Here is a 23,599-nt window from a genome sequence, read left to right as displayed (position 1 = left end):
GATGGCGATCCGCCTCAACGAGACGGCGCTCCGCCACGCGCGCTCGCTCGTGCGCGACGGGAAGGTCGTGCGCGACGAACGCGACGACTGGAGCGAGCATGCGCCGAGCGCCGACGACGAGAACGCCGTCATCGAGAAGGACGGCTGGACCGAGTTCCGGCACTGGCACCTGGGCATCGACGACGACGAGAACGGCGAGACGAAGGGCGCCTATTCGTTCCCGTACGGCGACTACCGGAAGGTGCACCGCTGCGCGGTGATCTCCCTCGAGAGTCGCGCGGGCCAGTACGACCACATCGAGATCCGCGACGCCGCGAAGAAGCTGCTCGAGCTCATCGACGAGGGCTGAGGGCGCGAACCGGCGCGGTCACAGCCGCACCGGCAGACGCGACGCGGCGGCGTCGGCCGCATCGGCCACCGGGCGGGCGATCGGCTGCAGGCGCGCGAGCTGCGTCACGTGCTGCGGGCCGAGCTCGTCGAGGCTCCCGACCTCGAGCAGCTTCATGGTGCGCTCGATCTCGCCGCGGAGGATGGCGATCGTGCGGTCGACGCCGCGGCGCCCACCGGCCATCAGCCCGTACAGGTACGCGCGGCCGATGAGGGTGAACCGGGCACCGAGGGCGATGGATGCGACGATGTCGGCGCCGTTCATGATGCCCGTGTCGATGTGCACCTCCATGTCGTTCCCGACCTCGCGGACGACGTGCGGCAGCAGGTGGAACGGGATCGGCGCGCGGTCGAGCTGGCGGCCTCCGTGGTTGGAGAGCACGACGCCGTCGACGCCGGTGTCGGCGAGGAGCCTCGCATCCTCGACGGTCTGCACGCCCTTCACGACGATCTTGCCCGGCCAGATCTCGCGGATCACGTCGAGGTCGGCGAACGAGATGGTCGGGTCCATGGCCGAGTCGAGCAGCTCGCCGACCGTGCCGCCCGTCGACGACAGCGACGCGAACTCGAGTTTCGGCGTCGTGAGGAAGTTGATCCACCACGCCGGACGCGGGATCGCGTTGAGGACCGTGCCCGGCGTGAGCTGTGGCGGGATCGAGAAGCCGTTGCGCTTGTCGCGCAGGCGCGCGCCGGCGACGGGGGTGTCGACCGTGAAGAACAGCGTGTCGAAGCCTGCGGCGGCCGCCCGGCGCGCGAGCTCGTACGAGATGTCGCGGTCCTTCATCACGTAGAGCTGGAACCAGTTGCGGCCGTCGGGGTTGGCGGCCTTCACGCCCTCGATCGACGTGGTGCCGAGCGTCGAGAGCGTGAACGGGATGCCCGCGGCGCCCGCCGCGCCCGCGCCGGCCTCCTCGCCCTCGGTCTGCATGAGGCGGGTGAATCCGGTCGGCGCGATGCCGAAGGGCAGGGCGCTCGGACCGCCGAGCACCTCGCGGCTCGTGTCGACCACCGGCACGTTGCGCAGGATCGACGGGTGGAACTCGACGTCCTGGAAGGCCTGGCGGGCGCGCGTGAGCGAGAGCTCGCCCTCGGCGGCGCCCTCGGTGTAGTCGAACGGCGCCTTCGGCGTGCGTCGCTTGGCGATGTCGCGCAGGTCGGCGATCGTGAGCGCCTTCTCGAGGCGGCGGTCGGTGGGGTTCAGGGTCGGCTTCTTGAACCGCATGAGCTCGGCGAGCTCGCGCGGGTTCGGGAACTGGCGCTGGACCATGGTGGGCTCTCTTCCTAGGGGGTGCCGTTCGCGGCGGTGGCGCCGCGCTCGTGCGGGCGGGCGGGGGAGATCTCGGCGTAGTACCCCGAGATGTGGTCGTGGATGCGGGCGCGGGCGGCCGTGCCATCCGCCGCCCTGATCGCGGCGACGACGCCGCGGTGCTCGCTGCGCAGGCGCGCCGCCGTCGCGGGCCAGTCGGCGATGCGGTCGTGACCGGCGAGGGCGTAGCCCTCGATGCCGCTGCGCAGCCCGGCCATGGTCGCGGTGACGACTTGGTTTCCGGATGCCTCGGCGAGGGCGAGGTGGAAAGCGGCGTCGAGCGCGAGGAACTCGGCCGGGGTGAGGCCGGGTTCGTCCATCGCGTCGAGCAGGCGCTCGGCAGCGCCGAGGTCGGGGGCGGATGCCGCGGCGAGATCGCCCGCGACGTGCGCCTCGAGCACGAGGCGGGTCGCCACGATGTCGTCGACGGGGAAGCCGCTCGCCGCCACCTGCAGCCGCATGAGGGCGCTCATGCCGCCGCCCGGGGTCGCGATGATGATCGCACCCGCGGTGGGACCCGACCCGGTGTGAGTGCGGATGAGCCCCAGCACCTCGAGCACGCGGAGCGCCTCGCGCACGCTCGAGCGGCCGACGCCGAGTTCGGCCGCGAGCTGGCGTTCGCCCGGCAGCCGGTCGCCGGGCGCGAGCTCGCCGTCGAGGAGCCGGCGCTCGATGTGCTCGAGCACGGCCTGCCACGCGCGCGGCTCGATCGAGCGAGCGGATGCCTCGTCGCCCATGCTGTCCCCTTCGTCGCGCCGCTGTGGTCAGACCACAGTAGCAGATGTGGTCAGACCACAGCGAGCGGAGAGTTCTTACCGGGCACGGCCGACCTCGGCAAGCCCCTGCCCTCGACCGCCGGGGCGGCGGAGACTGGCCGGGACGGCGCGGCCGCGCCGGAAGGAGCGCACGACGATGAGCGACATCAACACGCCCCGCGGCGACGAGCACCCGCAGGATCCGGCCGAAGGCGCGAGCTCGGCGGAGGCACCCGAGGAGCGGCGCCACCCCGACGAGCCGGCCGAAGGCGGCGACGACAGCGAACCGCCCGCCGACATGTCGTCGTACGACATCCAGCCGCCGCCCACCGAGGACGGGGAGGTGCCCGGCGTGCCCGACGCCAGCGGCGCCCTCGACGAGGGAACGGAGCACGAGCCGGGCGCCAACGCCACCGGCGTCGGAGCCTGAGGCGCGGGGCCGCCGTCCGGGGCTTTCGTCACTTCCCCGAGCCATCCGGGATGGGCACGCTGGAACCATGAGCGGCTACGCCAACCCGGACCGACCCGACGAACGACTGAGCAACGCGGAACGCGAGGATGCGGTCGCGCGCCTCTCCGACGCGCAGATCGCCGGGCGCCTGACCCCCGCCGAGTACGAGCAGCGTGCCGCGTCGGCGCGCGGAGCGGTGACGCGCGGCGACCTCATGCCGCTGTTCGCCGACCTGCCCGACACGGCACCGCGCACGGGCACCGCCGCGCCGACCCTGCTCGACGGGCCCGGCACGCTCGCGCCGCCCTCGGCCGACGCGTACGCCTACTCGCCGCCTCCGCCGCCGGCCGTCCCCGGCCCCGCGCCCGCTCCTGGGCGCACCTCGCGGGCGCTCGGCGGCCGCATCGGCGACACGATCATGGCGCTCACGCCGTTCATCGCCCTCGGCCTCTTCTTCTGGACCGGGTTCGCCGGGGGATTCGCCTGGTCGTGGCTGTGGTTCCTGATCATCCCGGTCACGGCCATCATCATCTACGGCCCCGGCGGCAAGGCCGACGAGCGGGGGAGCTGACCGGGTCAGTCGTCGCGATCGCGGTCCCGCTCCCGCGACCATCGCATCGTCACGCGGAAGTTCGCCGCGGAATCCGCCGTCGCGATGAACGCGCCGACCTCGAGGCTCACCTGGATGCCGAACTCGACCTCGAGCTCGTCGGGCGAGTCCTCCACGTCGCGCAGCTGGCGCAGCAGCGACACGACGGCCGGCCGGGCACGGGCGAGCACCTCATCGAGGTTCTGCTGCGTGCGCTCGATGAGCGGACCGGCGCCGCCGCCCCCGCGGAACGTGACTCCGTCGGTGACGCCGTCGGGAACCTGGATGGCGACCTCGCTCCCGTCGGCGGTCGTCAACACGGCGATGCGCTGCATGTCGGATCCCTTCTCACTGCGGTGGAACGTAGGTCGCGACGACCCAGAACTCGCCCTCGTTGTCGCCGGCCGAGGTGTCGTTGACGTCGAGGAACAGCGAGCCCGCCACCCTGCAGTCGTAGCTCGTCCCCTCGCCGATCTCGAACGCCGGTTCGTCCGTGTCCTCGAGTTTGCCGATGAGCGCGGCGGTGTTGACGTCCGCCAGGATCCGCAGCTCGGGCGACTCGCCGTTCGTCATTCCGGCTGGCCCGACCGGCTCGCCGTCACGCCCGGTCGGCCAGATCTCGCCGGTCGCGGTGATGTTGAGCTTGCCTCCCTCATCGCACCACAGCCCGGTCTCGACGTCATCCGGCGAGTCCGCCTCCACCGGGCCCTCCTTCTGCTCGGCTCCGGCGATGCCGTACCTGGACTCGCCCCAGCCCGTGGAACCGGAGTCGCTGGAGTCCGACCCGTCCGCGTCCGACCCGCCGCCATCCGACCACGGCTGGCCGAGCAGGAGCCCGCCGCCGATGCCGAGGATCGCGACGAGCGCGGCCAGGCCGGCCCACAGCACCCAGCGACGAGGGAGGCGCTCCGGGCGCGGCGCCTCGCGGGGAGGGCCTGAAACCGATCGGGCGCGCGAGCCCGCCGCGCGACGCGCGCGGGCCTCGGCTGCGGGATTCCCTTCGCCGCGGCTGCTGGCCGCCGCCGGAGCGATCCGGAACACCTGCGCGTCATCGCCGCGCAGGTACAGCACGGGCGTGACCCACTCGAGCGTGCCGCGCCCGGTGCCGAGGATCCCGATGCGGCCGCTGCGGACCGCCTCGTCGACGTCGCGTCCGTGCGCGAGCGCGGTGTAGAAGCCGCGCGCGAAGGCGATGGCGGCGCCGTCGCTGATCGAGAACTGCATCGCGGCGACCGCGTGGATGCCGCTGTGCGCGAGGGCGGCGGCCGTGCCCGAGAAGAGGTCGGATCCGCCGGTCGCACCGGACTGGCAGGAGTTCAGCACCACGAGGCGGGGCGTCGGCTCCGCCTCGTCGAGCAGGTCGGCGAGCGCGTTCGCCGGCACGAGGTCGGGCCGGCCGTCGGGGGCCACGAACGCCAGCATGCCCTCGTCGGTCGCGATGTCGTAGGTGCCGTGCCCGATGAAGTGGAGCACGTGCCATTCGCGTTCGAGGAGCTTGGCGTGGATGCCCGCCCACGACGCCTCGTCGAGCCATTCGAGTTCGATGAGCCCCTGCTGCACGTGCGGCCGCAGGGCCTCCTCGAGCCGCTCCCGTTCGGCGACCACGTCGAGCAGGGGCAGCCCGCGCGGCGATGCGGCCATCGCGAGGATGCGCAGCGGCGGTTCCACCTCGAGGGCGGGCGGCGAGTACGGCGCGGAGACGTGCCGGACGAGCGGTTCCTTCCGGCACAGGTACACGTCGGCGTGGGGGTCGAACAGCGACTCCCAGGGCAGTGTCGCGAGCTCGGGCGCGGTCAGCCGGAGCGCGAGCTGCAGGCCCGTGCCGCGTTCCGAGGCGATCGCCCGGCTCGTGCGGTAGGCCGCCCCGACCTCGCCGTCGAAGGTCGCCTCGAACAGGCGCTCGCCGACGTCGCGCAACGCGGCCTCGGTGGCGGGCAGCACTCGGCGGGCCGGCACGGCCGAGGCGAGCACGCTGGCCTCGAGCAGCGGACGACGTGCGGCGAGCTCGTCGACGTCGAGCCTGATGACCGCGGTGGGCTCGCCGCCGCCTGTCGAGCGGAGCACGCGCACCAAGAACGAGCCGGGCTCGGGGCCGGGCCCGATCTCCAGTTCCAGCACCGCATCCATGTGCGAACCGTGGCGCGTCAGCGTCCTCGCCGCCACCGTGGCGACACTGAGATCATCTCAGGTTCTCACGGTTTCCGGCAGGGCCGCCGGACTCCGGCGCGACCGCCGTCTCATGCTCCGCGCGCGACTCACGGCACGATGACCGCCCGGCCGCGCAGCGTGCCGTCGTGCAGGCGACGGTACGCCTCCGGGGCCTCATCGAGCGAGAACACCTCGGTCTCCACGTGCACGAGTCCCGCGTGCGCGAGGGCGAACACCTCGAAGAGCTCGGAGCGCGACCCCCAGTACGGCGCTCGCACCGCCGAGTCGTATGGACCCGCGAGCACGCCGCTCGGCAGCGTGCCGGCAGCGACGCCCACGAGCACCTGGTCGCCCTCGACGGCGATCATCGCGTGGCCCGAGTCGAGCGTCGGCTGGATCCCCACGAAGTCGAACACCGCGGTGGCGCCCCTGCCCCGGGTGAGCTCCTTCACGCGATCGGCGGCGCCGGCATCGGACGGGAACGCGTGATGCGCACCGACCTCGCGCGCGAGCTCCAGCTTGTCGGCGCTCACGTCGAGGGCGACGACGGTGGCGGGAGTCAAGGCGCGCAGGAGCTGGACGGCGACGTGCCCGAGTCCGCCCGCGCCGATGACGACGGCGGTCGAGCCCGGGACGAGCTTCGGCAGTGACCCCTTGATCGCGTGGTAGGGCGTGAGGCCGGCATCCGTGAGGGCGACGTTCGCGACGGGATCGAGGTCGCCGATGGGCAGGAGGTGCCGCGCATCGGGCACCAGCATGTACTCCGCCATCGACCCGGGAGCGCCGAGTCCGGGCGGCGCGATGCCGAGCTCGGCCGCGTGCTCGCAGTAGTTCTCCTTGCCCTGGGCGCATTGGTAGCAGCGACCGCAGCCCTGCGGGCCGTACACCGCGACCGATTCGCCGATTTCGAGTCCGGTGACGCCCTCGCCCAGCTCGTCGACGATCCCGACGCCCTCGTGCCCGAGCGTGAGGGGAAGCCCCCAGATGTACTGCTCTGCGGGCAGGCTCATGATGAAGCTGTCGGAGTGACACGCGCCCGCGGCCGTCACCTTGAGCCGTACCTGACCCGGGCCCGGCTCGGGCTTCTCGACCTCGACCACGACCGGCTCGGCGCCGATCTCGCGATACTGCAGGGCCTTCATCTCGTCCGCTCCGTTCCGTCGTGGCGCCTTCGCCGCGGCTCAGTCTCTCGCGACGGAGCGACGGATGGCACGACGGAAGTCCCGCGACGCGAGCTCTCCGGCTCAGGGCTTCTTGGGACGGATGCGCACGCGATTCTGCCCGGGGGTCTCGTCGAGCTCGACGACGCCCCCGCGCGACTTCAGGAAGTCGGTGAACGAGGCGAACCCGAGCCGTCGCTCCTGGAACGACGGATCCATCCGCAGCATCTGGTTCTTCACCGCGCTCGACGACTGCCACTCGTCGTCGGTCTTGGCGCGCATCAGCTCGAGCGCCTTCAAGAGGAGTCGGCCCGGGTTCCGGACGCTGCCGGCGGGTGCATCCGCAGCGGCGCCGGGCTCGGTCGGGGCGACGAACTTCACGGTCCGCGAGTCGGATGGCTCGGACGCGGTGTCGGCGGGCGGTGACGGCTCGCTCGGGGCGTCTGCGGGCTTCTTCGTGGACGCCCTGCGGCGGCGCGCCGGCGCCGTCACGGTCTCGGCATCGGCAGCCGCCGACGGGGGCTTCTCGGACGCGCGACCGGTCGACCCGCCGCGGCCGGAGGGCGCCGGCTCCGCGACATCCGTCGCCTCGTCGTCGCTCACCGCGGCGTCCGTCGCCAGCAGCGCGTCGTAGTCGGCGTACTCGTCGCACGCGGCGGTCAGCGCTCGGCTGGTGCCGCCCGCGACGCCGATGCCGACGACGTACCGGCCGAGCTTCTTCGTCTTCTGCGCGAGCGCGACGTAGTCGGAGTCGCCGGCCACGATCACGATGTGCGAGAGGTCCTGGATGAGGAAGAGATCCTCGATCGCGTCGACCGAGAGGCGGATGTCGGCGCCGTTCTTCGTCGCCGAGAGCGGGAACAGCTGCACCAGGTCGACCGCGCGGTCGATGAGCTGGTTGCGGTAGCTCGCGTTCACGGGCGTCGACCAGTCGGCGTAGGCGCGCGCGATCGCGATGGTGCCGAACGTCGCCGCGAAATCGAGCACGGCGTCGATGTCGACCGTGGCCTGCTGCAGCCGTTTCCAGGCCTGCGTGCCCGGCTGCACCGTCTTGGTGCGGCTCGTGTCCTTGCGGTACGAGCTCTCGCCGTGGAGCTGGTCGTACCGGGAGATGACGATGTTGTCGAAGTCGAAGTAGAGCGCGACCCGGGGTTCTGCCGAAGCGGGCATGAGGACCTTCCGTCGGGGTTCGACTCGATCGTAGGCCCGCGCCCGGCCGCGGCGACAGCGTCCCCGCCGTCACTGCGCGGGAACCACGGGATGCTTCCAGATCCGGACGGTGAACCCGCCCTCGTTGTCGGCCACGTTCGCCTCGTTGATGCCGAGCCAGAGGGTGCCCGCGTTCGGGCAGGTGTAGATCGACTGGGAACCGACCGCGTGGCGCTGATCGGCCTCGAAGCGCAGCCCGGCGAAGAGGGCGGCATTCCCGATCCCCGGCCTCGGACCCTGCTCACCGGCGACCCCGTCGGTACCGACCGGGGCAGAGCCCGGGCCTGCAGGGCGGACCTGCCCCTCGGCCGCGAACTCGAAACGGTCGTCGCCGACGCATGAGAGCCCGGTCGCCGTCCATTCCTCGTTGCCTGCGACCGAGACGGTCGCGTCGGGCGCGCGGGCCGGAAGGCCGGACTCGTCGCCCCCGTCGTCGCCGCCACCGCCGAGCGGCCCGGGCAAGGGGAGCGTGATGCCGGAGTCCTCGCCCACTCCGGTCAACCGCGGGATCACGATCGAGGCCGCCACGGCCGTGACCGCCGCCGCGATGAGGAGCACGACGGTCCAGGCCACCCATGCGGGCGTGCGTCGACGCCGCGGTGCCGAAGCCGGTTTCGCGGGCGGCCGTGATGTCGTCGACGTCGCCGGCGGACCCGTCGGTGGCACGGTCGCCGCGCGGGATGCCGACGAGCCGCTCGGTGGGGGCGCGGGCGGGCGCGCACTCGTGTGGGCGTCCATCGCGGAGGGCGCGGGCGCAGCTCGGAGCGGGGCTGCCGGCTGAGCCGTCGCCTTGTTCGTCACGACGGGAACGGCGTGCGGCGACATCCTGGCCGGTGCCGATGCAGCGAACGGCTGCGGTCTCGCGGCGGGTTCCGGCTTCGCGGCAGGAAGCTCCGCCTTGGCGCGCGGTGCCGGCATCGCTGGCGCGCCTGCCTCCGACGTGCTCGTGCTCGGCCCGATCTCGAACAGCCGCGTGTCCTCACCCCGCAGGTAGAGCACGGGCGTGACCCACTCGAGCGTCCCGCGACCCGTGCCGAGGATGCCGATGCGTCCGCTCCGCACGGCCTCGTCGATGCCTCGTCCACGTGCCAGGGCCGAGTAGAACCCGCGGGAGAACTGGATGGCCGCGGTGTCGCTGATCGAGAACTGCATCGCGGCGACCGCATGGATGCCGCTGTGCGCGAGGGCCGCCGCGGTGCCCGAGAAGAGGTCCTCGGTGCCCCCTGCACCGGACCGGCAGGAGTTCAGCAGCACGAGCCTCGGCGTCGGCTCGGCTTCGTCGAGGAGGTCGGCGAGGCTCGATGCGGGCACGTAGTCGGGACGTCCGTGGTCGTCGACGAAGGCCAGCACGCCCTCGTCGGTCTGGGTGTCGTAGTTGCCGTGGCCGATGAAGTGCAGGACGTGCCATTCGTGGTCGAGCAGCTTATCGTGGACGGCGGCCCACGTGACATCCGTCAGCCAGTCGATCTCGACGCGACCCGCGTCGATGTGCGATCGCAGGGCGTCGTTCAGGAGGTCCCGCTCGCGCTCGGCGTCGAGCGGCGGCAGTCCGCGCGGCGACGACACCATGGCCAGCACGCGGAGCGGCGGTTGGATCGCGAGTGCCGGCGGCGAGTACGTCGACGGCACGTGGCGCACGAGGGGGTCCTTGCGGCAGAGGTAGGCGCCCTGATGCGGGTCGAACAGCGCCTCCCACGGCAGGGCGGCAAGCCCGGGCGCGGTGAGCCGCAGGGTGACCTGCACGTCCTTGCCCCGGTCGGAGGCCACGGCGACGCTCGTCCGGTAGGCGTTGCGCACCTCGCCGACGAAGGTCGACTCGAAGAGCGCGCGGCCGACCTTCTGGATGGCCGCCTCGGTGTCGGTCATGACGCGACGAGCTGCGACCGCGGAGGCGAGCACGCTCGCCTCGAAGTCGGCCCTGCGGTCGACGAGGCCCTCCAGGTCGAGCGTGATCGTCTCCTCGGGCTCGCCTCCGCCGACGGACCGCAGCACTCGCACGGCGTACGTGCCCGGATCCGGCCCGGGCCCGATCTCCAATTCCAGCACCGTCTCCATGCGCGCATCCTTGCGCCGGCGGGCGCGCGAGCCCAGCGTGCCAGCACTGATCTTCGTCCCCGAGGCAGCCCTGATCTGAGGAATACGGGGGCGCGTCCGTCGTTGCCGGTGCTAGCCCTTCGGCCGGTGCGTGATCTCGGCCCAGAACTCGCCTTCGTTGCCATCAAGGCTGTTGTCGTTGACGCCGAGCGAGAGCCGGCCGGCGTCCGGACAGACGTACGTGGCCGCGTACCCGACGTAGAACGGCTCGTCGACCGTGTCGAGGGTGCCGATGAGCGCCAGGGTGTACTCCGAGGCGGCGACACGCGACTCTGCGTAGATGCCGGAAACCAACCCGTCGGGGCCCGAATCCCTTCCCTCGTAGTGGAAGTACGCTCGCCCACTCGCCTTGATGTTGAACGTGTCGCCGGCAGCGCACGAGACACCGGTGTCCGTCCAGGCTTCGTCGACCCGGATGGTGACCTCCGTCACGGTGACGCTTCCGCCCGCTTCCGAACCGCCGCTGGTGCCGTCGCCGCCCGGGCGCAGGAGGAACGATGCGGCGACGCCCGCGCCCATCGCGAGCACGGCCATCGCCCCCGCGACCAGCCACGGCTTCCCACGCGCGCGGGGCGCTCGCGGCTGCGGCGGCGAGGCCGCCGAGGGGGCCCGTCGCCGTCGCGCCGATGCGGGCGCGGCATCCGCGGTCGCGCCGCCAGGCGTCGGCGTCACGTCGAACAGGTGCGCGTCCTCACCGCGGAGGTAGAGCACGGGCGTGATCCACTCGAGCGTTCCGCGACTCAGGCCGAGGATACCGATGCGACCGCTGCGCACCGCCTCGTCGATGCCTCGCCCGTGCGCCAGCGCCATGTAGAAGCCACGGGCGAACGCGATCGCAGCGTCGTCGCTGATCGCGTACTGCATGGCCGCGACGGCATGGATGCCGCTGTGGGCGAGCGCCGCCGCGGTGCCCGAGAACAGGTCCAGCGTGCCCGTCGCACCCGACTGGCAGGAGTTCAGCACCACGAGGCGCGGCGTGGGTTCCGCTTCGTCGAGCAGGTCGGCGAGCCTCGAGGCAGGGACGAGATCCGCGCGGCCGTTGCGTCCGACGAATGCGAGCACGCCCTCGTCGGTCTCGGTGTCGTACCCGCCGTGGCCGATGAAGTGCAGGACGTGCCACTCCTGCTCGAGGAGCTTGTCGTGCACGCCCGCCCAGGTCACGTCGTCGAGCCAGGTCAGCTCCACCCGCCCGGCGTCGAGGTGGGGGCGGAGCGCCTGCTCGAGCCGATCGCGTTCGGCCTCGACGTCGAGCGCGGGCAGCCCGCCCGGCGAGGAGATCATGCCCAGGACCTTGAGCGGGGGCGCGAGCGTGAGCGCCGGCGGTGAGTGGGGCGCCGGGATGTGGCGGACGAGCGGCTCCTTGAGGCAGAGGTACGCCTGCGTCTCGGGGTCGAAGAGCGCCTCCCACGGCAGCGCGGCGAGGCCCGGAGCATTCAGTCGCAGCGCGAGCTGCACGCCCTTCCCTCGCTCGGCGGCGACGGCCGCGCTCGTTCGGTAGGCGGTGCGGATGTCTCCCGAGAACACCGCCTCGAACATCCGGACTCCCACCGCCTGCACCGCGGCCTCGGTCTCCGATACGACGCGCCGAGTGGACACGGAGGACGACAGGATGCTTGCCTCGACGAGCGGTCTCCGTGCGACGAGCTCCTCGACATCGAGCGAGACGGTCTCGATCGGTTCGCCGCCGCCGACGGAGTGGAGCACGCGCACCACGTAGGTGCCGGGCTCAGGGCCGGGCCCGACCTCCAATTCCATCGTCGTGTCCATGTGCATGTCATCCGCGTCGGGACATCCGCCGCATGGGGTGAATCATGGCTCCGAAGGCGCCTCCATCCCTACCGGGCCATCCCTGATCTCGGGGCGGGGGCGCCGCCGCAGAGGCCCCCGCAGACGTTCGATCGATTCTCAGCGTACGCCCGACCAGGGATCCCGGACAGACGTCAGGCCGCGGCCGCGGCCACCGCGTTGTGCAGCTCGTCGGCGTCGAGGTCGAACCGGCCGATGCCGCCGCCGACGTTCGTGAGGAAGACGAAGCAGACCCCGAGCGACGGCGTCATCCAGAACTCGGTGCCGGCCCATCCGCCGTGGCCGAACGTGTCGCTCGCGAGCAGGCCCGGCGCCGAGTGCCGCACGTTCCACGCGAAGCCCCAGTCCTGCCCGCGCGTCTCGATGTACGGCTCGAGCTTCGGCAGTCCGGCGGTCAGCGGGCGTCGCATCGCCTCGAACGTGAGTGGCGACACGGCCGACCCGTCGTTGCGCAGGAGCGCCGACCCGAGGCCGAGCAGGTCGGCCGCCCGGCCGAAGAGCCCCGCACCCGGATGGCGCAGCGCCGCGAACCGCGGCCAGTCCAGGTCGTGCTCCGCCGCGTCGAGCGGCGGATGGGGCGACACGTCGTCGAACGTGAGGCCGGAGGCATCCGCTCGCTCACTCACCTCGGCGACCGCGCTCTCCCAGGGTGCGCTTGAGGCGTCCTCGATCAGCGCGGCGATGCCCTCGAAGGCGATCGTCGAGTAGCGCGAAACCGTGCCCGCCACGAAGTCGCGACCCGGCGCGAGCAGCGACGCGCGGAGCCCGCGGGGCGTGTCGAGCGGCGGCTCCACGATGCCGGACGTGTGGCTCGCGAGGTGACGGAGCCGCACGACGTCGTCGCGGTCGGCGCCGAAGGCCGGGATGGCGCGGTTCAGCGGCGTCTCGGGCGTGAGGCGACCCTGCTCGATGAGGCGCAGGGCGGCGAGCCCGACGATCGGCTTCGTGATCGAGAACAGCGGGTAGTGGTCGTCGACCGATGCGGCGCCGAACGCGTCGAGCGCGACCACCCCGTCGGCCGTCGCGACGCCGAGCACGGCGGTCGGCAGCAGCCCGTCGGCGACGTGGCGGCGCACCCAGTCGAAGGCGTGGTCGAACTGCGGCATGCGGATGTTCCTCTCGGGTGGTCAGGTGCGGAGCACCACGTTGCGCGGTTCGTCGCCGCGCGACATCCGCTCGATCTGGTCTCGGAGGAGCCGCGCCATCCGCGGCATCATCGCGCTCGTGGCACCGCCGACGTGCGGCGAGACGAGCACGTTCGGCAGCGCGAACAACGGGTGGCCGTCGGGCAGCGGCTCGGGGTCTGTCACGTCGAGCGCGAAGCGCAGGCGGCCGGATGTCGCCTCAGCGACGATCGCGTCGGTGTCGGCCACCGGTCCGCGCGCCACGTTCACGACGAGCGCGCCGTCGGACAGCGCGGCGAGGAATGCGGCGTCCACGAGGCGCGTGGTCGCGTCGGTCAATGGCACGCCCACGACCACGATCTCGGCCTCGGGCAGCAGCCCCGGCAGCTCGTCGATGCCGTGGATGCGCCCGCGCTCGTCGTTGCGTGCCCGGCTGGCGACGCGCGTCAGCTCGACTTCGAACGGCGCGAGACGTGCCTCGATCGCCCGGCCGACGCCGCCGTAGCCGAGCAGCAGGACGCGGCGGTCGGCGAGGCTGTCGTGGCGGGCAGGCGCCCACCGGCCGTCGGCGGCCGCGCGCACGAAGTCGGGGATGCCGCGTTGCGCCGCGATCGCGAGGCCGACCGCGAGCTCGGCCGTCGAGGTCTCGTGCACCGAGGCGGCGTTCGCGAACACGTGCCCCGCCGGCAGCACGTCGGGGATGTCGTCGTAGCCGATCGACTGGGACTGCACGAGCCCGACCTCGACGCCCTCGAGCACGCCGAGACGCTGGGCCGCGCCCATGTACGGCGGCACGACGATGTCGATGCGCCGACCGGATGCCGCGGCCGGCGGCGGCCCGGCGAGATCCCACTCGACGGGCTCGACGCCGTCGGGAACGCCGCCCTTCGTGTTCTCGAGCGCGCGACGGAGCGTCGCGCCGGGAACGGTCACGAGGAGGGGGCGGGTCTGGTCGGTCATGCGTCGATCCTCGCAGAGCGGATGTCGCGGCGGCGCGGGGCGCTGCTAGCGTGACGCGCATGGAGGCTCCCGCGCCCGGCGCGGCCGAACCCCGGTCGCGCGTGCATCGTCGTTGTCAGGACCATCCGGTCGAGGAGCGGTCCGAGGCGCTCAAGGAGCGCGTCTACGCGACCTTCACGGGCCTCGCGATCGTGCTGGTGCAACAGGAGAACGTCGAGCACGTCACCGCGACGCGGGCGACGCTCACGCTGCTGGTCGGCATCGTCGCGATCACCGCCGCCGGGTTCGTCGCAGGGGTGGTCGCGCATGTCGCCTACCACTCCTCGTTTCCCCACCGCGAGGAGCTCGGACGCATGCTCCGCGTCTCCGGCTCGGCGATCGCGTCGGCGGCCGCGCCGCTGATCGTCCTCGGGCTCGCGGTGTTCGGCGTGCTCGAACTCGAGCCCGCGCTGGTCACCGCGTCGATCCTGTACCTCGCGGCGCTCGTCGTGGTCGGCTTGGTCGCGGTGCGGCGCACCAAGGCGGCCTGGTGGAAGCAGCTGGTGGCGCTCGGCATCCTGCTGGCGCTCGGCCTCGCCGTCGTCGTGCTGCAGCAGCTCGCGCACGGGCACTGACCCCTCCCGCTCCGCTCAGCGCCCCGACGGCTCGTACCGCACCGGCGCGAACGCCCGCGCGAGGAGCGCCCGCAGCGACTCGAGGTCGCCGTCGACGAGGCCCTGCGCCCGTGCCTGCACGAGCACGTTCCCGATCGCGGTGGCTTCGACCGGGCCGGCGAGCACGGGCAGGCCCGATCGGTCGCCGATGCGCCGGCAGAGCAGCTCGTTGAGCGCACCGCCGCCGACGACGTGGATCGTCGTGACATCCACGCCCGAGAGCACCGACGCGGTGCGCACCGTCTCCGCGAACGCCTCGGCGAGGCTCTCCACGATCGACCGGGCGAACTCGGCGCGCGTCTGCGGCACGGGCCGGTCGTGCTCGCGGCACCACTCGGCGATGCGACCGGGCAGGTCGCCGGGCGCGAGGAACCGCGGGTCGTTCGCGTCGAACACGGTGACGGGTGCAGTGACGGATGCCGCGGCCGCGAGCAGCGCGGGCAGGTCGATGGTCTCGCCGTCCCGCTCCCACCAGCGCACCGACTCGCTCAGCAGCCAGAGTCCCATGACGTTGTGCAGGAACCGCACGCGGCCGTCGACGCCGCCCTCGTTCGTGAAGTTCGCCGCGCGCGCGGCATCCGTGGTCACCGGCTGCTCGAGCTCGACGCCCACGAGGCCCCAGGTGCCGCACGAGATGTACGCGGCGGACTCCGCCCGCATCGGCACGGCGACCACGGCCGACGCCGTGTCGTGCGAGCCGACCGCGACGACCTCGAGGCCCTCGGGCGCGCCGAGGTCGGCCGCCACGTCGGCCCGCAGGCCACCGAGCGAGTCGCCGGGTGAGACGAGCGGGGCGAAGACGGATGGCGCGAAGCCGAGCCGGTCGATGAGCTCGTCGTCCCACTCGCCGGTTTCCACGGCGACCAGCCCGGTCGTGGACGCGTTGGTGCGTTCGGCGACCTTCATACCCGTGAGCAGGAACCCGATCAGGTCGGGCACCAGCAGCAGCGAGTCGGCGAGGTCGAGCCATCCGCCCGCCTGCTCGGCGGCCAGCTGGTAGAGGGTGTTGAACGGCAGGAACTGCAGGCCGTTGCGACGGTAGAGCTCGGCGAACGGCACCTTCGCGTGCACGGCCTCGACCGCGGCGTCGTTGCGGGCGTCGCGGTAGTGGAACGGCTCGCCCAGCAGGCGGTCGCCGCGGAGCAGGCCGTAGTCGACGGCCCACGAGTCCACGCCGACCGATCCCACGACGGGCTCGCGACGGAACGCGTCGGCGAGCCCGCGCGTGAGGTCGCGGTACAGGCCGGTGAAGTCCCAGTGCAGGCCGGACGCGAGCCGCACGGGCCCGTTCGGGAACCGTGCGACGTGGTCGAGCTCGAGCCGCCCGGCTGCCTGGTCGACGTGCCCGACGATCACCCGCCCGCTCGTCGCGCCGAGGTCGACGGCCGCGACGGCGCCCGCCCTCATCGCGCGCCGCCGTCGCGCTCGGCCGCGAGGGGTCGCGGAACGCCGTCGCGCGCATGGTCCACGCGGCGTGTTGCGACACCTCGCAAGCTGAGGAGGGCTACTCCGCTCATCGGAGGAACGCCGCCGCGACGCCGGAGTCGACCGGGATGTGCAGGCCCGTCGTGCGGCTGAGCTCGGGACCGGTCAGCACGTACACCGCGTCGGCGACGTTCTCGGGCACGACCTCGCGCTTGAGGATCGTGCGGTTCGCGTAGAACTGGCCGAGGTCCTCCTCCTTCACCCCGTACGTGGCCGCGCGGTTCGCGCCCCAGCCCGACGAGAAGATGCCCGAGCCGCGCACGACACCGTCGGGGTTGATGCCGTTCACGCGCACGCCGTGCTCGCCGAGCTCGACCGCGAGCAGGCGCACCTGGTGGGCCTGGTCGGCCTTGGTGGCCGAGTACGCGATGTTGTTGGGGCCGGCGAAGAGCGAGTTCTTGGAGGCGATGTAGATGATGTCGCCGCCGAGCTTCTGCTCGATGAGCGCCTTCGCAGCGGCCTTGGCGACGAGGAAGGAGCCCTTCGCCATGACGTCGTGCTGCAGGTCCCAGTCCTGCTCGGTGGTCTCGAGCAGCGGCTTCGACAGCGACAGCCCGGCGTTGTTCACCACGAGGTCGATGCCGCCGAACGCGAGTACCGTCGCGTCGATCGCGGCCTGCACGCCGTCGGCGTCGGCGACGTTCGCGGCGACGCCGATCGCGACGTCCGCATCGCCCAGCTCTGCCGCGGCGGCCTGCGCCTTCTCGAGGTCGAGGTCGGCGACGACCACGCACGCGCCCTCGGCCGCGAGGCGGGTCGCGATGGCCTTGCCGATCCCGGATGCCGCGCCGGTCACGAACGCGATGCGGCCCTGGTGGGTCTTCGGCTTCGGCATCCGCTGCAGCTTCGCCTCTTCCAACGCCCAGTACTCGATGCGGAACTTCTCCGCGTCGGAGATCGGCGTGTAGGTCGAGAGCGCCTCGGCGCCGCGCATGACATTGATGGCGTTGACGTAGAACTCGCCGGCGACGCGGGCGGTCTGCTTGTTCGCGCCGTAGCTGAACATGCCGACGCCCGGGACGAGCACGATGAGCGGGTCGGCACCGCGGATGGCCGGGCTCTCCTCGGTCGCGTGCGCGTCGTAGTACGCCTGGTAGTCGGCGCGGTACGCCTCGTGCAGCTCGTGCAGGCGCGCGAGCTGGTCCTCCACGGTCGCCGTCGACGGCAGGTCGAGGATCATCGGCTTGACCTTGGTGCGCAGGAAGTGGTCGGGGCAGCTCGTCCCGAGCTCGGCCAGGGCCGGCGCCTTCTCCGAGGCCAGGAACTCCAGCACCACGTCGGCGTCGGTGTAGTGGCCGACCATCGGCTTGTCGGTCGACGCGAGGCCGCGGATGGTGGGCGCGAGCGCCGCCGCCCGGGCTCGGCGCTCGGCCTCCGGGAGCGCCTCGAACCCGGTGCGGCGAGCGCCGAACGGCTCGGCCTTCCCGTGCTCGGCGATGTACGCGGCGGCCGTGTCGATGATCCACAGCGAGTTCGCCTCGGCCTCCTCGGACGTGTCGCCCCACGCGGTGATGCCGTGGCCGCCGAGGATCGTGCCGATCGCCTGCGGGTTCTTCGCCTTGATCTCGGCGATGTCGAGGCCGAGCTGGAAGCCGGGGCGCCGCCACGGCACCCACACGACCTTGTCGCCGAAGATCGTCGCGGTGAGCTCCTCGCCGTCGGCTGCGGTCGCGATCGCGATGCCCGAGTCGGGGTGCAGGTGGTCGACGTGGGCGGCGTCGACGAGGCCGTGCATGGCGGTGTCGATGGATGGCGCGGCACCGCCCTTGCCGTGCAGGCAGTAGTCGAACGCGGCGACCATCTCGTCCTCGCGGTCGACGCCCGGGTAGACGTCGACGAGCGCGCGCATGCGATCGAGCCGGAGCACTGCCAGACCCGATTCCTTCAGCGTGCCGAGGTCGCCGCCCGAGCCCTTCACCCAGAGCAGCTCGACGGGCTCGCCCGTGACCGGGTCGGTCTCGGAGCCCTTCGCCGAGGTGTTGCCGCCGGCGTAGTTCGTGTTCTTGGGATCGGCGCCGAGGCGGTTCGACCGCGCGATGAGGTCGGCAGCTGCCTGGTTCGTCATGAGGGGATTCCTTCGGTGGTGGAAACGGTGGTCTGTTGGTGGATGGCGTCGAGCCAGTCGACGACGCGGTCGACGGTGACGGATGCCGCGGGCTCGCCGGGTCGGTTGAGGTGCCCGTGCTCGGTTCCGGGTTCGGTCACCACCTCGACGGGTACGGATGCCTCGGCGAGCGTCGCGGCGAAGACCTCACCCGACACGCGGAGCTCGTCGGCCTCGCCGTTCACCATGAGCACGGGCGGGAAGCCCGCGACGTCGGCCGTCGTCGCGAGGCCGGGCACTGCCGCAAGCGGGGCGTCCTCGACGGGTCCGCCGACGTAGTTCTCGTACATGGCGCGCACGACGTCGGGTCCGAACCGGTCGGCGACGGGGTTCGCGTCGAGCATCGCCCGCAGCGCGGCATCCGGTGCCGGCTGCACGGCGAGCAGCGTGGGGTACGCGAGGAACACGCCCGAAGGGAGCGCCGCGTCCGCAGGCTCAGGAGCCGACGGAGTCGGCGCCGCGGAACCGGCTTCCCGTGACTCCGGGTCTCGAGACGGCGCGTCGCTCCTCGGCGCTCGAGCCCGCTCGAGGAGGCGGAGCACGGCGCCGGTCACGAGGTTGGCGCCGGCGCTCGCCCCGCCCATCGCGAGGCGGGCGGGGTCGACGCCGAGCTCGTCGGCGTGCGCCAGCGTCCAGCGCCAGGCGGCGAGCACGTCGTCGGAGGCGGCCGGGTAGCGCCCGCCCGCCGGTCCGGCGAGCCGGTAGTCGATCGAGACGACCGTGACGCCGCGGCCGGCGAACGCGCGGGCGACCCAGTCGGCCTCGGGCATGTCGAGGTCGCCCGCGGCGAAGCCGCCGCCGTGCGCCCAGACGAGTCCGGCCGTCGGGCGCGCGGTCGCGAGATCCGCGGGATACACCCGCACGAGCCCGTCGACCGCACCGTACGGCGCCTGTTGCGTCATCCGTCTGCCTCTCTCGGGTCGTCTCGGGTCGTCTCGGTCGTCAGGTGGGATCGAGAGGTCGCGGATGGCGAACGGCACCCGCCGAACGCGACGTCTCGGAGGAGGGATACGAGCGGCTCAGGCGCCCCAGCCGGCCTGGACACCGCCGACGCGCTCCTCGGCGATCCTGGCGAGATAGCCCGACTCGGCGAAGGCCCTCATCGGGTCGGCGGCGAGGCCACGCGACTCGCGCCACTCGGCGAGGGCGGGCCGCACGTCGGTGTAGAACGCGTCCATGAAGATGCGGTTCGCCTCGAGCACGTCGCCCGAGACCTGCGCGGCGCGCAGCGCGTCGGTGTCGACGAGCAGGGCGCGGGCGGTCATCTCCTGCACGTTCAGCACGGAGCGGATCTGGCCCGGCACCTTGTCTTCCACGTTGTGGCACTGGTCGAGCATGAACGCGACATCCGGGTGGTTCAGCCCGCCGCCCCGCGCGACCTCGAAGAGGATGCGGAACAGCTGGAACGGATCGGCCGCGCCCACGATGAGGTCGTCGTCGGCGTAGAAGCGCGAGTTGAAGTCGAACGAGCCGAGCTTGCCGAGGCGCAGCAGCTGCATGACGATGAACTCGATGTTCGTGCCGGGCGCGTGGTGGCCCGTGTCGAGGCAGACCATCGCCTTGTTGCCGAGCGCCGCGACCTGGGCGTACGACGTGCCCCAGTCGGGCACGTCGGTGTGGTAGAACGCCGGCTCGAAGAACTTGTACTCGAGCACGAGGCGCTGCTCGTCGCCGAGCCGCTCGTAGATGGTCGCGAGCGACTCGTGCAGCCGGTCCTGACGCCCGCGCAGGTCGGCCTGGCCGGGATAGTTCGAGCCCTCGGCGAGCCAGATCTTCAGGTCGCGGCTGCCGGTCGCATGCATGATGTCGATGCACTCGAAGTGGTGGTCGATCGCCTTCTGCCGGACGGCGGCGTCTTCGTGGGTGAGCGCGCCGAACTTGTAGTCGTCGTCCTGGAACGTGTTCGAGTTGATCGTGCCGAGCGAGACGCCCAGGACTTCCGCGTGGCGGCGGAGGTCGTCGTAGGAGTCGACCTTGTCCCACGGGATGTGCAGCGCGACGGTCGGCGCGAGCTTCGTGTAGGCGTGCACCTGCGCGGCATCCGCGATCTTCTCGTACGGGTCGCGCGGCGTGCCCGGCGTCGCGAACACCTTGAAGCGGGTGCCCGAGTTGCCGAATGCCCAGCTGGGCAGTTCGATCGACTGCAGCTCGAGCTGGTCGAGGACGGTCTGCGGAATGGTGCTCACGAGTCGCTTCCTTCTGTGTGGGTGACGGATGCCGCGTCGGCGCCGAGCGCGGCGAGCTGGTCTTCGAGGTGGAACACCTCGGGGATCCTGGGGGCGCCCTGGTCGGGTCGGGCGCCGTCGAGCGCGATGAAGAACTCGGCCATCTCGGCCTCCCACGGCGCGGTGCGCGGGTCGTTCGCGAGCGACGCCTGCGCAGCCTCGTCGTCGTCGACCTCGTAGTAGCCGATGAGGAGGCCGTCCTCGCGGAGGAAGAGCGAGTAGTTGCGGCGGCCGGATGCCGCGATCGCGCGCAGCATGTCGGGCCAGACCGCGACGTGGCGCTCGCGGTACTCGTCGAGTCGAGCGGGGTCGACCTGCAGCTGGAAGCAGACCCGCTGCGTGGTTCCTGTGCTCATCGTCGAGCTCTCCATTCTGTTGTGAATCGTTTCAAGAGTAAATGGCCGGATGCGTCCGCGCAAGTGCGGAATACGATTTCCGAATCTATGCCTCGATCAGCGCCAAGGGGTCGGCCACGCGGGCGTCCGTCACGAGGATGCGGTGCGCGCCGGGCGCGACCGTCGCCGGGCTCGCAGCATCCGTCACCCGGCCGTCGATGGTGATCGTCGACGTCGCCGTCGAGGGGAGGTCGAGCACCGCCTCCGCACCGTGGGGCACGCGCAGCTCGATCGCGAGGTCGCGCTCCTCCAACCGCCAGTCGATCGCGACCTCGCCCAGCCGCGACTCGACGCTCGCGCGCGCCCACGGGATGGTCGCCGTGGGCCGGGGCGCCACGACGATGCGGCGGTAGCCGGGGCGCTCCACGGTGGGAGCGATGCCGGCGACATGCCGGTAGATCCAGTCGACGACGGCACCGTACGCGTAGTGGTTGAACGACAGCATCCCGTTGCCCTCGGACATGTCGCCGGAGTGGATGGTGCCGTCGGGCGCGATCGCGTCCCAGCGCTCCCACACGGTGGTCGCGCCCATCTCCACCTGGTAGAGCCACGACGGCGGCGCCTGGCGCAGCAGCATGAGGTACGCCTCGTCGACGTGCCCCGAGTGCACGAGCGCGAACAGCACGAGCGGCGTGCCGAGGAAGCCGGTCGCGATGCGGCCGTGCTCGTCGCGCACGTTCCGGGCGAGCGCCTCGCCAATGCGGTCGCGCTCGGCGTCGGGCGCGATCCCGAACTCGAGGGCGATCGCGGCGCCGGTCTGCGTCGCGACGGCGGCCTCGCCCCACGCGGCCCAGGTGTCGCGCGCGACGCGCTCGGCGAGGGCGTCGGCCCGCCCGGCCCGGTCGGGGTCGCCGACCAGCCGCTCGGCGTCGGCGAGCAGCCGCGCGCTGCGGGCGAAGAACGCGTTCGCGACGAAGTCCGACGAGACCTTCGCCTCCCAGGGCTTCTCGCCGGGCGCGTCGGGATCGAGCCAGTCACCGAACTGGAACTCGGTCGGCAGCAGCCCTCGCTCGCCCGCGCGACGTTCGAGATGGTCGACCCACCGGCGCATCGAGTCGAGCTGGCGCTCGAGCACCTCGGTGCTGCCGTACGCCTCGTACACGGCCCACGGCACGATGGTCGCGGCATCCGCCCAGCCGGCCCGGCCCATGAGGACCCAGCCGCCGGGCATCGCCGTGTCCTGCGTGAGGATGTTCGGCACCACCGCGGCGACCGCGCCGTCGGCGTCCTGGTCGAGCTCGACGTCGCGCAGCCACGACATCCAGAAGGCCTCGACGTCGAACAGCGTCGACGCGGTCGGCGCGAACGCCTGCGCGTCGCCCGTCCAGCCGAGGCGCTCGTCGCGCTGCGGGCAGTCCGTGGGGAGCGAGACGAAGTTGTCGCGTTGCGACCAGGCCACGTTGGAGTGCAGGCGCTCGAGCCGCGGGTCGGCGCATGCGAAGGAGGAGCGCGGGCGGTCGGCGCTCGACACTGCGACGGCCGTCGCCGAGAGCACCTCGGCGCCGGTCACCTCGGCGTACTGGAAGCCGTGGAAGGTGAAGGTCGGCTCGAGCGTCGTCTCGCCGTCGTGCGCGAGCACGTAGCCGTCGGTCGCGCGCGCCGTGCGCAGTGCCTTGGTGTGGATGGAGCCGTCGAGCTCGAGTACCTCGGCGTGGCGCACCTCGACGCGATCGCCGGCCTTGCCGCGCACGACCAGCCGGAGCCATCCGGCGATGTTCTGCCCGGCGTCGAGGAACGTGCAGTGGCGACGCGGCTCCGGGTGGATCGCCCATTCCCCCACCGTGTGCACGCCGCCCGCGATGCGCGGTTCGACGACGGTGACGTCGACGTCGATCTCGCGGGCTGCGGCCCATGACGAGTCGTCGAAGCCGGGGGCGTCCCAGCCCTCGGGCTCGGCTCGGAGATCGATCTCCACGCCGTCGTAGAGACCCGCCGAGCGGATGGCGCCGGTCGAGGTCGTCCACTCCGGCGAGGTCGCGGCGCGAACGTGCGAGCCGTCGGCGCATTCGACGTCGAGCTGCACGAGGGCGGCGAGCTCGGCTCCGTACTGCTCGATGCCGTCCTCCCAGCCGAGGCGGCCGCGGAACCAGCCGTCGCCGAGCAGTGCGCCGAGGGCGTTGTCGCCGACGTGGAGCAGGTCGGTCACGTCCCACGTGCCGAGCACGACGCGGTCGTGGTACGCGGTCCAGCCGGGCGTGAGGTGCTCGTCGACGGCGCGGCGACCGTTGATCCGAAGCTCGCCGACGCCCCAGAAGGTGGCGCGGAGTCGTGCTCGGACGGGCTCGGCCGGCAGCGCGACATCCGTGCGCAGCAGCATGACCGGACCGTCGACGCGCTCGGACCCGCCGATGGGACGCGCCTCGAGCTCGGCCGGGTCGACGGACGCCTCGATCACGAGGTCGTCGCTCCATGCCGACCAGCCGGCCGCGGTGGCGATGCGCACGGCGTACCGGCGCTCCTCACCCGGCTCCAGCGCCGGGCCGGGGACGACCACGCCGATCGAGGCGTCGGAGGCGACCGGGTCGGCGAGTCCGGAGTGCGCGCCGGACCAGCGGACCTGGTAGCCGAGCTGCGGCGCCTCGGCGGAGCTGCGCCACGTGAGGCGCAGGCCGGTGCGGGGCACGCCGAGGAGACCGTCGGGATACTGCGAGGCGAGCGCAGCGACCCGGGCGGCCGGGTCGGTGGTCGTTGGCTTGGGCAGGTTCGTGGACATCCGCGTCCTTCCGTGGTGGTGCCGGCCGGCGGCCG

General features: G+C 72.4%; 20 protein-coding genes. 4 read left to right on the top strand and 16 right to left on the bottom strand.

The features are described 5' to 3' along the window. The first annotated feature begins 1 nt into the window (after position 1). Positions 2-349, top strand: a complete 348-nt coding sequence (locus tag ACZ4TW_RS01080; protein ID WP_465539315.1) for a hypothetical protein — start codon at positions 2-4, stop codon at positions 347-349. A gap of 18 nt (positions 350-367) precedes the next feature. Here the strand turns inward: ACZ4TW_RS01080 and ACZ4TW_RS01075 are convergent, their stop codons facing one another. Next, a complete protein-coding gene (locus ACZ4TW_RS01075; RefSeq protein ID WP_465539313.1) occupies positions 368-1,654 on the bottom strand; it encodes an alpha-hydroxy acid oxidase in 1,287 nt (428 codons plus the stop codon). Positions 1,655-1,668: 14 nt separating this feature from the next. Beyond that, positions 1,669-2,430, bottom strand: coding sequence for a FadR/GntR family transcriptional regulator (locus tag ACZ4TW_RS01070; RefSeq protein WP_465539311.1), 762 nt, complete (start codon positions 2,428-2,430; stop codon positions 1,669-1,671). 175 nt (positions 2,431-2,605) lie between these two features. Between ACZ4TW_RS01070 and ACZ4TW_RS01065 the strand changes: the two genes are divergently transcribed. Together ACZ4TW_RS01065 and ACZ4TW_RS01060 are read left to right on the top strand one after the other, a co-directional pair. Continuing rightward, a complete protein-coding gene (locus ACZ4TW_RS01065) occupies positions 2,606-2,878 on the top strand; it encodes a hypothetical protein (protein ID WP_465539310.1) in 273 nt (90 codons plus the stop codon). 67 nt (positions 2,879-2,945) lie between these two features. Next, positions 2,946-3,470 (top strand): DUF1707 SHOCT-like domain-containing protein, encoded by a 525-nt coding sequence (locus ACZ4TW_RS01060; RefSeq protein ID WP_465539308.1) that lies wholly within the window; start codon positions 2,946-2,948, stop codon positions 3,468-3,470. 5 nt (positions 3,471-3,475) lie between these two features. Here the strand turns inward: ACZ4TW_RS01060 and ACZ4TW_RS01055 are convergent, their stop codons facing one another. From ACZ4TW_RS01055 to ACZ4TW_RS01020, 8 genes are all read right to left on the bottom strand, one after another. Beyond that, positions 3,476-3,823 (bottom strand): CU044_2847 family protein, encoded by a 348-nt coding sequence (locus tag ACZ4TW_RS01055; protein WP_465539306.1) that lies wholly within the window; start codon positions 3,821-3,823, stop codon positions 3,476-3,478. A 13-nt stretch (positions 3,824-3,836) separates the two neighbouring features. Beyond that, positions 3,837-5,615, bottom strand: coding sequence for a CHAT domain-containing protein (locus ACZ4TW_RS01050; protein ID WP_465539304.1), 1,779 nt, complete (start codon positions 5,613-5,615; stop codon positions 3,837-3,839). Between the two features lie 128 nt (positions 5,616-5,743). Continuing rightward, positions 5,744-6,778 (bottom strand): NAD(P)-dependent alcohol dehydrogenase, encoded by a 1,035-nt coding sequence (locus ACZ4TW_RS01045; protein ID WP_465539302.1) that lies wholly within the window; start codon positions 6,776-6,778, stop codon positions 5,744-5,746. Positions 6,779-6,880: 102 nt separating this feature from the next. Then, a complete protein-coding gene (locus tag ACZ4TW_RS01040) occupies positions 6,881-7,966 on the bottom strand; it encodes an NYN domain-containing protein (RefSeq protein WP_465539300.1) in 1,086 nt (361 codons plus the stop codon). A gap of 69 nt (positions 7,967-8,035) precedes the next feature. Then, positions 8,036-10,060: a CHAT domain-containing protein gene (locus ACZ4TW_RS01035; protein ID WP_465539298.1), complete on the bottom strand. Its 2,025-nt coding sequence runs from the start codon at positions 10,058-10,060 to the stop codon at positions 8,036-8,038. A 111-nt stretch (positions 10,061-10,171) separates the two neighbouring features. Continuing rightward, positions 10,172-11,866 (bottom strand): CHAT domain-containing protein, encoded by a 1,695-nt coding sequence (locus tag ACZ4TW_RS01030; RefSeq protein WP_465539296.1) that lies wholly within the window; start codon positions 11,864-11,866, stop codon positions 10,172-10,174. A 173-nt stretch (positions 11,867-12,039) separates the two neighbouring features. Beyond that, complete coding sequence (locus tag ACZ4TW_RS01025; RefSeq protein WP_465539295.1) at positions 12,040-13,011, bottom strand: serine hydrolase domain-containing protein; 972 nt, start codon at positions 13,009-13,011, stop codon at positions 12,040-12,042. A 21-nt stretch (positions 13,012-13,032) separates the two neighbouring features. Continuing rightward, positions 13,033-13,989, bottom strand: a complete 957-nt coding sequence (locus ACZ4TW_RS01020) for a 2-hydroxyacid dehydrogenase (RefSeq protein ID WP_465539293.1) — start codon at positions 13,987-13,989, stop codon at positions 13,033-13,035. A gap of 59 nt (positions 13,990-14,048) precedes the next feature. Here ACZ4TW_RS01020 and ACZ4TW_RS01015 point away from each other — a divergent pair, with 59 nt between their 5' ends. After that, positions 14,049-14,603, top strand: a complete 555-nt coding sequence (locus ACZ4TW_RS01015; RefSeq protein WP_465539291.1) for a hypothetical protein — start codon at positions 14,049-14,051, stop codon at positions 14,601-14,603. A gap of 15 nt (positions 14,604-14,618) precedes the next feature. Here the strand turns inward: ACZ4TW_RS01015 and ACZ4TW_RS01010 are convergent, their stop codons facing one another. The 6 genes from ACZ4TW_RS01010 to ACZ4TW_RS00985 form a co-directional block, all read right to left on the bottom strand. Next, positions 14,619-16,049 (bottom strand): rhamnulokinase, encoded by a 1,431-nt coding sequence (locus tag ACZ4TW_RS01010; protein WP_465539289.1) that lies wholly within the window; start codon positions 16,047-16,049, stop codon positions 14,619-14,621. 106 nt (positions 16,050-16,155) lie between these two features. After that, complete coding sequence (locus tag ACZ4TW_RS01005; RefSeq protein ID WP_465539287.1) at positions 16,156-18,192, bottom strand: bifunctional aldolase/short-chain dehydrogenase; 2,037 nt, start codon at positions 18,190-18,192, stop codon at positions 16,156-16,158. Further along, positions 18,189-19,133 carry an alpha/beta hydrolase gene (locus tag ACZ4TW_RS01000; RefSeq protein ID WP_465539285.1) on the bottom strand — a complete coding sequence of 315 codons (945 nt, stop codon included), beginning with the start codon at positions 19,131-19,133 and terminating at the stop codon, positions 18,189-18,191. Before ACZ4TW_RS01000 ends, ACZ4TW_RS01005 begins: the two co-directional genes overlap by 4 nt. A gap of 117 nt (positions 19,134-19,250) precedes the next feature. Further along, positions 19,251-20,417 carry an L-rhamnose isomerase gene (rhaI, locus tag ACZ4TW_RS00995; RefSeq protein ID WP_465539283.1) on the bottom strand — a complete coding sequence of 389 codons (1,167 nt, stop codon included), beginning with the start codon at positions 20,415-20,417 and terminating at the stop codon, positions 19,251-19,253. Next, entirely contained in the window at positions 20,414-20,812 is a 399-nt protein-coding gene (locus ACZ4TW_RS00990; RefSeq protein WP_465539281.1) for an L-rhamnose mutarotase, read from the bottom strand. The genes rhaI and ACZ4TW_RS00990 overlap by 4 nt, the downstream gene beginning before the upstream one ends. Before the next feature lie 85 nt (positions 20,813-20,897). After that, positions 20,898-23,564, bottom strand: coding sequence for an alpha-L-rhamnosidase (locus tag ACZ4TW_RS00985; protein WP_465539280.1), 2,667 nt, complete (start codon positions 23,562-23,564; stop codon positions 20,898-20,900). Positions 23,565-23,599: the final 35 nt, after the last annotated feature.

Source organism: Agromyces sp. NPDC029043, from assembly GCF_055564615.1.
Note: the sequence above shows the minus strand (reverse complement) of the source record. Positions and strands in the feature narration are given on the sequence as shown.